A 13,265-nucleotide genomic window follows, 5' to 3' on the forward strand; every position below is an offset into this window, starting at 1 on the left:
TTAAACATTGATGATTCCAAAGTTTGGAAACCAAGAATATCCCGGCTTTGTTATCCGACTTGCGCCAACTGTTGACGCATTTCATCGATAACGGCTTTGTAATCCGGTTTACCAAAAATCGCCGAACCGGCCACAAACGTATCCGCACCTGCCGCCGCAATTTCAGCAATATTGTCTGTTTTCACGCCGCCGTCGACTTCCAATGCGATATGGCGGCCGTTTTGCCGTTCATACTCGTCCAACATCTCGCGCACTTTGCGGATTTTCACCAGCGTATTCGGGATAAAGCTTTGTCCGCCGAAGCCCGGGTTGACCGACATTAGCAACACCATATCCAGTTTGTCCAAAACGTTTTCCAGAATATTGACCGGCGTAGCAGGATTCAATACCAAACCTGCTTGACAGCCGTATTCTTTAATCAAACCCAAGCTGCGGTCGACATGGCGGCTGGCTTCCGGATGAAAAGTAATAATATTGGCACCGGCTTTGGCAAACGCATGAATCAAATCGTCAACCGGCTCAACCATCAAATGCACATCGACCGGCACGGTTGCATACGGTTTCAAAGCCGCGCAAACCATAGGGCCGAAAGTCAGATTCGGCACATAATGATTGTCCATCACGTCAAAATGAATCAAATCCGCACCGGCGCGGATCACTTCGGCAACCTCTTCGCCCAAACGGGCAAAATCAGCGGACAAAATACTGGGTGCAATACGGTAGTCGGCCATGTTTATTCTCCTAAAGTGTGTTCCTTTGTCATTATCGCATTTTTAACCCTATGTTGTATGCTGCCGACAATATCTCTGCCGTCATTTTTATGAATTTACATTTCATATACATTAATGAAACTTATAATCACATAGTAAGGCTTTGAAAATAAATTATTAGATTACATATATGTGCAAAAAAATCTAACATCATTAACAAAAGTTAACTGCATTGATACTGCCTTTCACACGCTTATCGGTTATATTTCCAAACCTGATGAAACATTAGGAAAACACCGTGTCTGTTGCACTTTCCCGCTATCCGACTTTTATTTTCTTAGCACTCGCCCTACTCTGTTCCAGTCTGCCTGCACATGCCGATCCGTTTCTGGCCACTTTGAACGACTTCCACCCGAATTGCGACATCCGACAGCTCAATTTATCCGCCGACCAACACGCCGCCCTGCGCCGCCTGCGTACCGACTTCAAACAAATCAACGATAAAGCCTACCGTAAAACCGTACGCTCCGACCGCAACCGCCGTCAAACCATCATCAAAATCCTCTCCGGCGACTCATTCGACTCAAACGCCACTCGCGATTATGTTGAAAACCGCTACCTCTCCAGCATGGACTATGCGGTGGATGAAATGGAAATCCAATACCGCTTCTATCATCTGCTCAATCCACGCCAACGCCAGCAATGGTTGTCTTCATGCTTGCGCTAATAAATCAATAAAAATACAGAAAGGCCGTCTGAAACCATATTCAGACGGCCTTTGTTTTTTCAACCTTAATCCAGCACTCTTTCTTCCGGCAACCGGCCTGCCCAGTCGCAGGCAAACTGCCATGCCGAACGGCCTGAACGGCTGCCACGCATTTGCGCCCATTGCAACGCGGCTTGGCGCGCTGTATCGTCAAAAGGCACATTGAAATCGTCCAACCAGTTGGCTACGGCGGTCAAATAATCGTTTTGATCGAAAGGATAAAAACTCAGCCATAAGCCGAAGCGGTCAGAAAGGGAAATTTTCTCCTCGACGGCCTCTTTCTGATGGATTTCTCCGCGAATGCCCGTAGTACCGCCGTTTTCATCCATGTATTCAGAAATTAAATGACGGCGGTTGGAAGTGGCATAAACCAAAACATTGGTGCAACGTTGCGACAGTCCGCCGTCTAAAGCAGTTTTCAAGGCTTTATAGGTTTCATCACCAGTTTCAAACGACAAATCATCGCAGAAAACGATAAATTTCTCGGGACGTTCGGACAACAGCGTCAATAAAGCCGGCAAGCTGATTAAATCGCTTTTATCCACCTCAATCAGTCGCAGGCCGCGCTCGGCATATTCGTGCAACAACGCTTTAACCAAGGAAGATTTGCCCGTACCGCGCGCGCCGGTCATCAAGACATTATTTGCCGGACGGCCTGCCAAAAATTGCTCGGTATTGCGTTTCAGCCTGTCGGTTTGCGAACCGACTGCCGCCAATCTGCTCAAAGGAAAGGTATGCGGACGCGGCAGGCTTTCCAAAATGCCTTTTTTGCCCACGCTGTGCCAACGGTAGGCCAAAGCGCGCCAGTCGGTTTTACCGGCTTCGTCAGGCAGGATTAAATCAAGACGGTTTAAAACGGAATTAGCTTTTTTCAAAAAATTGGATAATTTCATTTCGGCTTTCTTTTTTTTCAGACGGCCTTTTGAGCCAATACACGCATCACGGTATCGACAACGGCTTGGGTTTGCGGATCGATTTCAATATTGATGGGGTCGCCTTCTTTGCGGCTGCCAAACAGGGTACGCTCCAAAGTCTCCGGAATCAGGTGTACGCAAAATTCGCTGTCGCTGACTTCGCCTATGGTCAGGCTGCAACCGTCCAAACCGACAAAACCTTTGGTCAGGATGTAGGGTTTGAGGTTTTCCGGCAGCTCAAACCAAACTGTGCGGTTGAACTCGCTGGATTCAATACGGGAAATTCGGGTAACCGCCATCACATGGCCGCTCATCAAATGACCGCCGATTTCATCGCCAAACCGCGCCGCGCGTTCCAAATTGACACTGTCACCGACTTTCAAGCTGCCGAGATTGGTTTTGCGTAAGGTTTCGTCCATCAAATCAAAGCTGACTTTGTTGCCGTCGATTCGGGTAATGGTTAGGCAACAGCCGTTGTTGGCGACAGAGGCGCCGGTTTGCAGATTGTCGGCGATTTCGGGGGGCAGCTCGACAGTGTGGGTACGAAAGTCGGGCGAAGGTTGGGCGATGTCTGTAATTTTGCCCATGCCTTGTACTATGCCTGTAAACATGATGTCTTCTTTCCGATGGTACGATAAGGCGGATATTGTAGCATTTTCCAGGCACAAAGGCCGTCTGAAAGCGGTGATGGCGATGGTTTGGGGTATAATCGGATTTTTATTTCCGCAGCCCGATCATGCTCAGCTACCGCCACGCCTTCCATGCCGGCAACCATGCCGATATGCTCAAGCACTTCACCCTCTTCCTCGTCCTTGAATATTTCAACCGCAAAGACAAGCCCTATTGGTATATCGATACGCACAGCGGTGCCGGTTTGTATGATTTGAGCGGCGATGAAGCGCAAAAAGTCGGCGAATACAAACAAGGCATTGCTCTCTTGGAACAAGCTGACAAGCTGCCTGCCGAATTGGCCGAATTTGTAGGCCGTCTGAAACAAATACTGCCGCAAGACAATCTTTACTGCGGCTCGCCTTGGCTGGCACAGGCGCTCACGCGCGACAGCGACAAAATGCGCCTCTTTGAGCTGCACCCTACCGATTTTGTCCATTTGCAAAACAATATGCGCGAAGTCCGTCCCGCGCGTAAAGCACAGGTCAGTCAAGTGGACGGTTATCAAGGTTTGATTTCACTCTTGCCTCCTCCGCCCCGCCGCGCTGCAGTCTTGATTGATCCGCCCTACGAAGAAAAACAAGACTACCGCCGTGTCGTCCAAGTTTTGAAAGATGCTTTGAAACGCTTTGAAACCGGCTGCTACATGGTTTGGTATCCCTGCCTGAGCCGCGAAGAAAGCCGCAAACTGCCGGACGAACTCAAAAAAATCGCTCCCGACAATTATCTGCACGCCGAGCTTCATGTCCATACGCCGCGCAGTGACGGCTTCGGTATGCACGGCAGCGGTATGTTCATCATCAACCCGCCCTATATGCTTGCCGAACAGCTGCAAAACAATCTGCCCGAACTTGCCAAAATTTTAGCGCAAGATGCCGGCGCGCATTATATATTGGAAAGCAAAACGAAATAAACGCCGCCGTCTGAATGCATACCCAAACGCTTCGATTTTTCCGCCATACCCGTTCAGACGGCCTTAACCCTTTATACTTAAGCCTTTTTCCACTACAATTCACAACATAACAATTAACGACCGTCCCTCATGAATATACGCACACCCCTAGCCTGCACGCTCCTGCTTTGCGCGTGCAGCGAATCAGTAAAAAACGAATTTAAAGAAGAATTTACCCAAAGTTTCCGCACCGAATTTGTCCGCTCGGCAACCGAAGCCTGCGTAGAAAAAGCTTCCGGAAAAAGCCCGTTTGATTCCGCGACCACTGAAAAAATCTGCCGCTGCATCGGTGAAAAAACAGTCGACCAAATCAATCCTGAAGAAGCAACCTCGCTTTTGGGCGGTAGCGACTCCATGAGCGACGAGCTGAAAAAACGCATCAAAGACACCAGCATCGCCTGCACTAAAGAAGTTTTAGACATGGCCGACAGCAAAACCAAATGAACACGCCGTTTTCAGACGGCCTGAAATTGAAAAATACCCGATTCAAACTTAGGAAAAGAGTGAAACCATGAATACACTGAACCAATTCTTAGCCCAACACCTGCCCGAACACAAACTGCCGCAAGAGCTGGCCAGCGTATTGGAATCCGTGGCTACCGCCTGTTTGGACATCAACGCCAAAGTCCGCCTCGGCGCGCTTTCCGGCGTTTTGGGCATGGCAGGTACCGGCAACATCCAAGGCGAAGACCAAAAGAAACTTGACGTCATCGCCAACAACATCATGATTGATGTTTTAAAAGCCAATGCTAACATCGCAGGCCTTGCCAGCGAAGAAGAAGACACCTATGTCGCCACACACGAAAACGGCGGCTATTTGGTATTGTTTGACCCGTTGGACGGCTCTTCCAATATCGACGTCAACATCTCCGTCGGCACCATCTTCTCCATCTTGGCGAAACCTGAAGGCGCATTGACTACCGAATCCTTCCTGCAAAAAGGCCGCGACCAAGTGGCTGCAGGTTATGTTTTATACGGCCCACAAACCCAACTGGTACTGACTGTTGGTCACGGCGTATTTGTCTTCACTTTAGACGATGCCAACCAATTCCTGCTGACCAAAGAAAATCCGCGCGTTCCTGAATCCACTAAAGAATTCGCCATCAATATGTCCAACCAAAGACATTGGTTCGCCCCTGTTCAACAATACATTGACGAATTGCTGGCAGGTGAAACCGGCGTACGCGGCAAAAACTACAATATGCGCTGGGTAGCCAGCATGGTTGCCGAAATTCACCGCATCCTGATGCGCGGCGGCGTATTCATGTATCCGCAAGACAAACGCGATCCATCCAAACCGGGCAAACTGCGCCTGATGTACGAAGCCAACCCGATGAGCCTGCTTATGGAACAAGCCGGCGGCGCATCAAACAACGCCATCGAAGCCATGCTCGACATCCAACCTACCGGCCTGCACCAACGTGTTGCCGTATTCATGGGTAGCCGCGAAGAAGTGGAATACGTTTATAATCTGCATCAAAAATAATTAGATGTATTGATTTCAAACCAAAAAAAGGCCGTCTGAAAATCATATTTCAGACGGCCTTTTGTTAAAAAATAAAAGAAACAAAATCAAAAAGGCAGATTCAAATCTACTCTTTCTGCTTTCCATCTAATCTTTATTGGATTACGCCGAACGAGCCAGCTCCTCCGCCGCTTTTTGCACAATATCCGGCGTCAGCTTGTTCAAACAATCCGTATGCCCCAACGGACATTCGCGTTTAAAACATGGCGAACAATCCAGATTCAAGCTGACGATTTTTGCCTTTTGGCTTAGAGGCGGCGTATGGTTAGGGCTGGATGAACCGTAAACCGCAACCAATTTCCGATCAAGCGCGGCCGCAAGGTGCATCAGACCGCTGTCGTTGCACACGACCGTATCGGCGCAAGACAACAGATCAATCGCCTCCGGAAGATTGGTTTTGCCGCAAAGATTGGTACACAGGCCGTCTGAAAGCCGGTTGATTTCATCTGCAATATCGAAATCTTTTTGCGAACCAAACAGCCAAACCTGCCAACCCTCGGTCAAATATCGGCGGCCGAGTTCGGCAAAATGACGCGCAGGCCAACGCTTGGCCGGACCATATTCCGCACCGGGACAAAATGCCAAAATCGGTTTATCCGCCGTCAAACCATGTTTTGCCAAAGCAGCTTGACGGCTTTCGGGATCAATCGTGAAACAGGGATTATCAGAATGCCCGTTAAAATCCGCTTGGGTCGGATGCGCCAGCGCAGTATAGCGGTCGACCATCAGAGGCAATGCGGCCTTATCCAACTTGCGGATATCGTTCAGCAAAAAATAGCGCGACTCGCCGACGTAGCCCGTACGCTGCTTAATACCCGTAGCCAAGGCAATGATGGCGGATTTGAGCGAACCAGGCAAAACAATCACTTGATCATAGCCTTCTTTTCCCAATTCACGCCCGATACGCCAGCGTTTTTTCAATTCCAACGCACCATGTCCAAACGGATTTTCTATTACACGGTTGATTTCAGGCATACGCTCAAATACGGCCATCGACCATTTAGGTGCAAACGCATCAATGATGCAGCCGGGATGCAGCTCATGCAAACGGCGATAAAGCGGTTGGGTCATAACGCAGTCGCCAATCCAGCTTGGGGTAATAATCAGGATTTTTTTGGACATAATGGAATGTGTTTTTAATTTTGGCTTATTGTAATACGATTTTTAAAAGGCCGTCTGAAACTCGGTTTAATCGCTCAGTTCAAAACGTACTGGTTGATACATGTCATTTCAGCGCGTGAAGCGTTTGTCTTCCCAATTTATCCGGCAAGTTCTGCAAATACCCAACCTGAAACACCAGGCCAAACGGCGGCAAGCAATATTTGCTTCATTTTTAAAACCTTATAAAAACAGAAAGGCCGTCTGAAATATTTTCAGACGACCTTTTTATACTGGTTTAACGATGGTAGTTAGGCGCTTCTTTAGTGATTTGTACGTCGTGAACGTGAGATTCGCTCATACCGGCAGAAGTGATTTCCACAAATTCTGCTTTCTCGTGCATTTCAGCAATATTGGCGCAACCCAAGTAACCCATGCTGGAGCGCAGACCGCCGGTCAGCTGGTGGATGATGTTCACAATCGGGCCTTTGTAAGGCACGCGGCCTTCAATGCCTTCAGGAACATATTTGTCTGTGCTGTCGGTTTTGTCTTGGAAGTAGCGGTCGGCAGAACCTTGGCTCATCGCACCCAACGAACCCATGCCGCGGTAAGACTTGTAAGAGCGGCCTTGGTAGAGTTCGATTTCGCCCGGTGCTTCTTCCGTACCGGCAAACATACCGCCGAGCATGACGCTGTATGCACCTGCCGCCAGAGCTTTGGCAATATCGCCGGAGAAGCGGATACCGCCGTCGGCAATCAGGGGAACGCCGGTACCTTTCAGGGCTTCGGAAACATTGTGAATCGCAGTCAGTTGAGGCACGCCCACGCCGGCCACGATACGGGTCGTACAAATCGATCCCGGGCCGATACCAACTTTAACGGCATCCGCACCTGCAGCCACCAAATCCAAAGCGGCTTTGGCAGTCGCGATGTTGCCGCCGATGACTTGGATGTGCGGATAAGTTTCTTTTACCCAACGCACGCGATCGATAACGCCTTGGCTATGGCCGTGGGCAGTATCGACCACAATCACGTCCACACCGGCTTCCACCAATGCTTTGACACGCTCTTCGGTATCGCCGCCGGTACCCACCGCGGCACCGACGCGCAGACGGCCTTCGGCATCTTTGTTGGCATTAGGGAATTCGGTTGTTTTCAGAATATCTTTAACTGTAATCAGACCTTTGAGTTCATCTTGGTCGTTCAATACCAAAACGCGCTCAACTTTGTGCGCATGCATGATTTCACGGGCTTCATCGATGCTGGTACCTTCAGGAACGGTCACCAAACGGTCACGGGGGGTCATGATGGCAGAAACCGGCAGATCGACACGGTTTTCAAAACGCAGGTCGCGGTTGGTCACGATACCGACCACTTTGCCGTTTTCAACAACAGGCAGACCGGACATTTTGCGTTTGCGTTGTGCGCGCATTTCCAAAACTTCGCGGATCAATGCGGTCGGCGCAACGGTAACGGGATCTTTTACCACGCCGCTCTCATGGCGCTTCACTTTGGAAACGGCACGCGCTTGCAGCTCCGGCGTCATGTTTTTATGGATAATGCCGATGCCGCCTTCTTGAGCCATAGAAATGGCCAGACGCGCTTCGGTAACGGTATCCATTGCAGCAGAAAGTAGAGGGAGGTTGAGCGTGATATCGCGGGTGAGTTTGGTTTGAAGTTTGACATCTCGAGGCAGCACGTTTGAGTGCGCTGGAACCAACAAAACGTCGTCGAAAGTATAGGCTTTTTCTACAATACGCATGATGCTCGGTCTTTCAGTTTGTGCAAGATGCACGGCATTATATCACACCGGCTTGATGCTAACATTGGCAATACATGTTTTAACGTTATTTTTTTACATCATTTGATCTGAGGTACAAAAATATGCCAACGCATTGCAGTTTCAAGTAAAATAGGTTCGATGAGAACATCATTTACATAAGGGAAACCCATGAAATCTTCCGTACTCAAAACCTGTCTGACAGCAGCCCTTCTCTCTTCCGCCGCCCTGACCGGCGCGGCCGAGGTTTACACTTGGAAAGGCACGTCGGGCAACAGCTATTCCGATACGCCAAACCGTCTGCAACCGAAGCGTTCCGGCGTGGTCAACATCCGCACACACAACGTCAAACCTGCCGTTGCGCCTGCTGTTTCGGCATCTGAACCAGTTGCCGAGCAGCCCAACGAACAGGTTGCGGAACAAAACAAACAAATTGAAGAACGCAATAAAAAAATCGAAGAGCAAAACCGCCAAAACAAGCTGGAAAACTGCAAAATCGCCAAAATCAACCGCCAAGTCGCCGAAAGCGCACGCTTGGCCAATCGCGACAGCCTGATTAAGCAATACCAAAACGACGTCAATAAATACTGCAATTAAGCTCTCGGATAACAATATCAAAAAGGCCGTCTGAAATTTAATTTCAGACGGCCTTTATTTTTTCAGCCTATCAATAATACAGCTGAACCAACAACAAGCCGATGGCTAAGCTGAATGCCATGCTCAACAGGCCTGGAATCATGAAGCTGTGGTTGAAGATAAATTTGCCGATTTTGGTCGAGCCGGTTGTATCGAAGTCAATAGCGGCAATAATCGGGCCGTAGTTTGGTATAAAGAAATAGCCGTTTACCGCAACGAATGTGCCGATAATGATGGGCGCTGGAATCCCCAGTTTGATGGCGATTGGGAAGAGCGTCGCCACTGTCGCGCCTTGGCTGTTGACCAATACCGACAAAATAAACAGGGCAAAGGCAAAGGTCCATGGTGCAGACTCAACCAAATGGCTGACGGTCGATTCCACTTCTGTTAAGTGGCCGTTCATCAAGGTATCGCCCAACCAAGCCACGCCAAACACCGCAATTACGGCACGCATACCGGCATGGAATACCGAACCTCGGGTAATCGCATCGCCATTGGGTTTACACGCCAAAATAATCAGCGCAGAAGCAGACAACATCACGATTTCAATCGTATGCGCCATACCCATAGGCTTGATCGTGCCATCGTGTTCAAAAGCCGGACGCAACTCAGGCAGCGCACCCATCACGACCACCAGCAATGCCGCAGTCAAGAAAATACCGACCGACAATTTGGCTTTCGGCGAAATGACGACATCGGTTTGTTGTTCCTCCACATCGATGTATTCTTTCACATAATTCGGATCTTGTAGCAAAGCCTGATAATGCGGATCGTCTTTCAACTCTTTGCCCAGTTTGTTTACGAACACGCAAGCCAAACCGATACCCAAAATCGTGGACGGAACGGTAACTTTCAACACGTCCGCCATCGTGATGTGCTGCGGCTCAAGCATGGTGACGCAGGCAACAACCGCGGCGGCAATCGGGCTGGCGACAATCGCAAATTGGGAAGCGATAACCGCCATCGTCAGCGGACGGGAAGGACGGATGCCATTGCGACGGCTGACTTCGGCAATCACGGGCAAGACCGAGTAAGCCACATGGCCCGTACCTGCCAAGACGGTAAAGGTGTAAGTTACCGCCGGCGCGATAAAGGTGATGTATTTCGGATTGCGGTGCAACACGCGCGTGGCAATCTTAATCATATAGTCCAAACCGCCGCTGGCCTGCATGGCCGCCGCGGCAGAGACTACCGCCATAATCATCAGCATCACATCAATCGGAGGGCTGGTCGGCTGCAGATGGAAACCAAAAGACAATACGGCCAAGCCGATACCGCCGAGCACGCCCAAACCAATACCGCCAACCTGCGCACCAATCAGGATACACAGCAGCACAATGGCAAACTGGATAAAAAACATAGTTGACATAACAACTCCCAAAATCCGGCCTTGACCGAAATAAAATTACAAACACTCGAATTATAGAGCAAACCCTCTGTCCTAACCATACTTTACCGAACTATACATACTGATTTACATCAAATAAATAATATTCTCATTTACCCGCTAGGTTTTTAAAAATACAAAAAAGGCCGTCTAAAGATTTTCAGACGGCCTTTATGATTTAAAAAGATGATACGGCTATTTTCCAGCTACTTCTTCATCTTTTATAAAATCCGATACGCCATGAACACAGCGGATTTTGCGTTCCGACAACGTTGCCTCCAATAAAGCATCGTTTTGCGGCAAAGAATCGCGTTCTGCCTCATTGTGCCAGAGGTGGTACGCAATACCGGCAAATTTCAGATTATGGCGTTTCATACCGTTATGATAGCAACGGGCGACAAATTCGCTGTCCTCCCTGCCCCAGCCGACAAAGCTATTGTCAAACCCGTTGACGGCAAGCGCATCGCTGCGGAAAAAGCCCATATTGCAAGTTTTGATGCCTTTGTGTTTGCGGTTGCCTTTTCGGCCTGCCAATTTGGCCAAACAACGGCAGCGCAGGGCGGACAGCCGTTTTTCTATTCCCGAGCTGAACATAGACAAGGCAGGCAAATCGCCTTCGTCCAAAATATCCTGCGTTTTATCCTCAGTCAAAATCACGCGGGAACCCTGTATCAGACGGCCTTTTCGGGCAATCTTCAAATGATCGGCAATAAAAGACGGATCCAAGACCATATCGCCGTCAATCAACACAATATAATCGCTTTTCGCCTGCGCCAGCGCACGGTTGCGCGATTCGGCGGCACGAAAGCCTCTATCGGGCTGCCATGAATGCTTAACAGGAATGCTTGTCCTACGGCGGATAAAATCAACCACTTCGGCGGTTTCCTGCCTTGAGCCGTCATCCGCGACAATAATCTCATCCGGCAGGCGGGTTTGCGATAAAGCCGATTTCAACACCAGCTCCAAAGCATCGGGGCGGTTGTAGGTGGTGATGATGAGGGAGACGGTTATCGTGCGGTTGCGCTCGTAGAGTTTGACATATTTGTAATACGAACCTTGCGCATTGGACACTGAAATCGTCAGCCCGTCCGCCCCATAAGCAAAACCGCGTTTGAGCAGATAATTCTTCACAAACGATACGCCGCCATGCAGCAAAGCCTTAAACGGCGAACTGTCTTTCTTAAAGCGGTTTTCTTCCGCATACAGTGAGCTGTACTGCTGCATTTTCTGAATCAGCCCTTCGGCGTTTTCAAAAGAATAATGTTTCAGACGGCCATCAAGTTGTTTAACCTTGGCTTCCTGCGGCAACACCAAAGACTCATGCACCTGACGGTCGGAAAAACGGGTAAATCTGCGATGGTAAAGGCGCGGAATAATATCCGGATACCAGCCGCAGCCTTTAATCAGTCTGCCGTGGTAATGGTTCAAACGGGAAAGCGAAAAGATGTGTTCCTTCTCATTTTCCAAAACGGCCGCACGAATGGATTCGATTAAAGCTTCATCCGCCACTTCATCACTGTCTATGCTGAAAATCCAATCGTTTTGCGCCAGTCTGGCCGCCAGATTTTTCATCGGGCCAAACCCGATAAAGTCATGCTTGTAATAGCTGGCATTCGGAAAGCCCTTGGCAATTTCAAAAGTACGGTCGGTCGAGCCGTTGTCCAACAACAGGACTTCGTCAAAGTCTTTCAGCGCACTCAAAACTTCTGAAAGATAACGTTCTGAATTTTTTACCAACATGGCGGCGGTTGCCGGAATTGTGTGCATCATAAAAAGGCCGTCTGAAAAAGGAAGCTGTATTTTAACCGATATACCGCTACAATATGTCCTCCTTTTTTCAGACGGCCTGACTCATGCAGCTTATTCTTGCCCCCATGCAGGGGCTGGTGGATGATGTGATGCGCGACCTGTTGACGCGTATTGGCGGATTTGACGAATGCGTCAGCGAATTTGTCCGCATTACGCACACGGTCCACTCACGCGCCACTTGGCTTAAATATGTTCCCGAAATCACCCATGCTAACCGCACGCCGGCCGGCACGCCCTGTACTGTCCAGCTTTTGGGCAGCGATGCGGAAAACATGGCCGTCAACGCTTTGGAAGCCGTGCGTTTCGGTGCCGACAAAATCGACCTCAACTTCGGCTGCCCCGCGCCGACGGTCAATAAACACAAAGGCGGTGCGATCTTGCTCAAAGAACCGGACTTGATTTACCACATCGTCCACACCCTGCGCCAACGCCTGCCACAACACATTCCGTTGACTGCTAAGATGCGGCTCGGTTATGAAGACAAAAGTCTGGCATTGGAATGCGCTTCCGCGATTGAAAACGGCGGCGCATGCGCGTTAACCGTCCATGCACGCACCAAAGTCGAAGGCTACGAACCGCCGGCACATTGGGAATGGGTGCGCAAAATCCGCGATGCAGTCAGTATTCCCGTTACCGCCAACGGCGATGTGTTCAACCTTCAAGACTATCTCGATATTAAAACCGTCAGCGGCTGCAACAGCGTGATGCTCGGACGCGGCGCGGTCATCCGTCCCGACTTGGCGCGGCAAATCAAGCAATATGAAAACGGCGAAACAGTGAAAGACACCGACTTTGCCGAAGTCTCTTCATGGATAGTCCAATTTTTCGACTTGTGCCTTGCCAAAGAAGCCAACAACAAATATCCAGTTGCCCGTTTGAAACAATGGCTGGGCATGATGAAAAAAGAGTTTGAACAGGCGCAGGTATTGTTTGACCGCATCCGCGCCATCAAAGAAGCGGATAAAGTGAAACAGATTCTGCTGTCGTTTGAACAAGAGATGCATTCATGATTAAAAAAG

Annotated in this window: 13 protein-coding genes; 6 read left to right on the top strand and 7 right to left on the bottom strand. The window is 49.5% G+C overall.

All coding sequences use genetic code 11. The annotated features are described in order from the left end of the window. Positions 1-50: 50 nt before the first annotated feature. Positions 51-731 carry a ribulose-phosphate 3-epimerase gene (rpe, locus tag O3660_RS01070; RefSeq protein WP_049351355.1) on the bottom strand — a complete coding sequence of 227 codons (681 nt, stop codon included), beginning with the start codon at positions 729-731 and terminating at the stop codon, positions 51-53. A gap of 277 nt (positions 732-1,008) precedes the next feature. On the opposite strand from rpe, the gene O3660_RS01075 reads away from it, so the two are divergent. Next, positions 1,009-1,437 carry a Spy/CpxP family protein refolding chaperone gene (locus O3660_RS01075; protein WP_049351356.1) on the top strand — a complete coding sequence of 143 codons (429 nt, stop codon included), beginning with the start codon at positions 1,009-1,011 and terminating at the stop codon, positions 1,435-1,437. Positions 1,438-1,502: 65 nt separating this feature from the next. Here O3660_RS01075 and O3660_RS01080 read toward each other — a convergent pair whose 3' ends face one another. After that, a complete protein-coding gene (locus O3660_RS01080; protein WP_049351357.1) occupies positions 1,503-2,369 on the bottom strand; it encodes an ATP-binding protein in 867 nt (288 codons plus the stop codon). Positions 2,370-2,386: 17 nt separating this feature from the next. Further along, positions 2,387-3,001: a riboflavin synthase subunit alpha gene (locus O3660_RS01085; RefSeq protein WP_049351358.1), complete on the bottom strand. Its 615-nt coding sequence runs from the start codon at positions 2,999-3,001 to the stop codon at positions 2,387-2,389. A 125-nt stretch (positions 3,002-3,126) separates the two neighbouring features. On the opposite strand from O3660_RS01085, the gene O3660_RS01090 reads away from it, so the two are divergent. From O3660_RS01090 to O3660_RS01100, 3 genes are all read left to right on the top strand, one after another. Next, a complete protein-coding gene (locus O3660_RS01090) occupies positions 3,127-3,972 on the top strand; it encodes a 23S rRNA (adenine(2030)-N(6))-methyltransferase RlmJ (protein WP_003683388.1) in 846 nt (281 codons plus the stop codon). Positions 3,973-4,101: 129 nt separating this feature from the next. Then, positions 4,102-4,455, top strand: a complete 354-nt coding sequence (locus tag O3660_RS01095; protein ID WP_049351359.1) for a hypothetical protein — start codon at positions 4,102-4,104, stop codon at positions 4,453-4,455. 67 nt (positions 4,456-4,522) lie between these two features. After that, on the top strand, positions 4,523-5,497 hold the full coding sequence (locus tag O3660_RS01100) for a class 1 fructose-bisphosphatase (protein WP_049351360.1): 975 nt from the start codon (positions 4,523-4,525) through the stop codon (positions 5,495-5,497). 141 nt (positions 5,498-5,638) lie between these two features. On the opposite strand, the gene waaF is transcribed toward O3660_RS01100, so the two are convergent. Then, the gene (waaF, locus tag O3660_RS01105) at positions 5,639-6,658 is read right to left on the bottom strand and encodes a lipopolysaccharide heptosyltransferase II (RefSeq protein ID WP_049351361.1); all 1,020 of its coding nucleotides are present in this window, start codon (positions 6,656-6,658) and stop codon (positions 5,639-5,641) included. Between the two features lie 274 nt (positions 6,659-6,932). Next, positions 6,933-8,396 carry an IMP dehydrogenase gene (gene guaB, locus O3660_RS01110; RefSeq protein ID WP_003678893.1) on the bottom strand — a complete coding sequence of 488 codons (1,464 nt, stop codon included), beginning with the start codon at positions 8,394-8,396 and terminating at the stop codon, positions 6,933-6,935. A 189-nt stretch (positions 8,397-8,585) separates the two neighbouring features. Between guaB and O3660_RS01115 the strand changes: the two genes are divergently transcribed. Next, on the top strand, positions 8,586-9,011 hold the full coding sequence (locus tag O3660_RS01115; RefSeq protein ID WP_049329680.1) for a DUF4124 domain-containing protein: 426 nt from the start codon (positions 8,586-8,588) through the stop codon (positions 9,009-9,011). A 70-nt stretch (positions 9,012-9,081) separates the two neighbouring features. On the opposite strand, the gene O3660_RS01120 is transcribed toward O3660_RS01115, so the two are convergent. Together O3660_RS01120 and O3660_RS01125 are read right to left on the bottom strand one after the other, a co-directional pair. Further along, positions 9,082-10,410, bottom strand: coding sequence for an anaerobic C4-dicarboxylate transporter (locus O3660_RS01120; RefSeq protein ID WP_049351362.1), 1,329 nt, complete (start codon positions 10,408-10,410; stop codon positions 9,082-9,084). Between the two features lie 222 nt (positions 10,411-10,632). Then, positions 10,633-12,207, bottom strand: a complete 1,575-nt coding sequence (locus tag O3660_RS01125) for a glycosyltransferase (RefSeq protein WP_049329682.1) — start codon at positions 12,205-12,207, stop codon at positions 10,633-10,635. Between the two features lie 83 nt (positions 12,208-12,290). Between O3660_RS01125 and O3660_RS01130 the strand changes: the two genes are divergently transcribed. Beyond that, a complete protein-coding gene (locus O3660_RS01130) occupies positions 12,291-13,256 on the top strand; it encodes a tRNA-dihydrouridine synthase (RefSeq protein ID WP_049351363.1) in 966 nt (321 codons plus the stop codon). Positions 13,257-13,265: the final 9 nt, after the last annotated feature.

Source organism: Neisseria sp. 27098_8_139, from assembly GCF_041433195.1.
GTDB classification, from domain to species: Bacteria; Pseudomonadota; Gammaproteobacteria; order Burkholderiales; family Neisseriaceae; genus Neisseria; species Neisseria subflava.

Coding starts and splice junctions, on each gene's coding strand:
- O3660_RS01080 (WP_049351357.1), bottom strand. CDS start 2,369: ATGAAATTATCCAATTTTTTGAAAAAAGCTAATTCCGTTTTAAACCGT.
- guaB (WP_003678893.1), bottom strand. CDS start 8,396: ATGCGTATTGTAGAAAAAGCCTATACTTTCGACGACGTTTTGTTGGTT.
- O3660_RS01120 (WP_049351362.1), bottom strand. CDS start 10,410: ATGTTTTTTATCCAGTTTGCCATTGTGCTGCTGTGTATCCTGATTGGT.
- O3660_RS01130 (WP_049351363.1), top strand. CDS start 12,291: ATGCAGCTTATTCTTGCCCCCATGCAGGGGCTGGTGGATGATGTGATG.
- O3660_RS01100 (WP_049351360.1), top strand. CDS start 4,523: ATGAATACACTGAACCAATTCTTAGCCCAACACCTGCCCGAACACAAA.
- O3660_RS01115 (WP_049329680.1), top strand. CDS start 8,586: ATGAAATCTTCCGTACTCAAAACCTGTCTGACAGCAGCCCTTCTCTCT.
- O3660_RS01090 (WP_003683388.1), top strand. CDS start 3,127: ATGCTCAGCTACCGCCACGCCTTCCATGCCGGCAACCATGCCGATATG.
- O3660_RS01095 (WP_049351359.1), top strand. CDS start 4,102: ATGAATATACGCACACCCCTAGCCTGCACGCTCCTGCTTTGCGCGTGC.
- O3660_RS01125 (WP_049329682.1), bottom strand. CDS start 12,207: ATGATGCACACAATTCCGGCAACCGCCGCCATGTTGGTAAAAAATTCA.
- O3660_RS01085 (WP_049351358.1), bottom strand. CDS start 3,001: ATGTTTACAGGCATAGTACAAGGCATGGGCAAAATTACAGACATCGCC.
- rpe (WP_049351355.1), bottom strand. CDS start 731: ATGGCCGACTACCGTATTGCACCCAGTATTTTGTCCGCTGATTTTGCC.
- waaF (WP_049351361.1), bottom strand. CDS start 6,658: ATGTCCAAAAAAATCCTGATTATTACCCCAAGCTGGATTGGCGACTGC.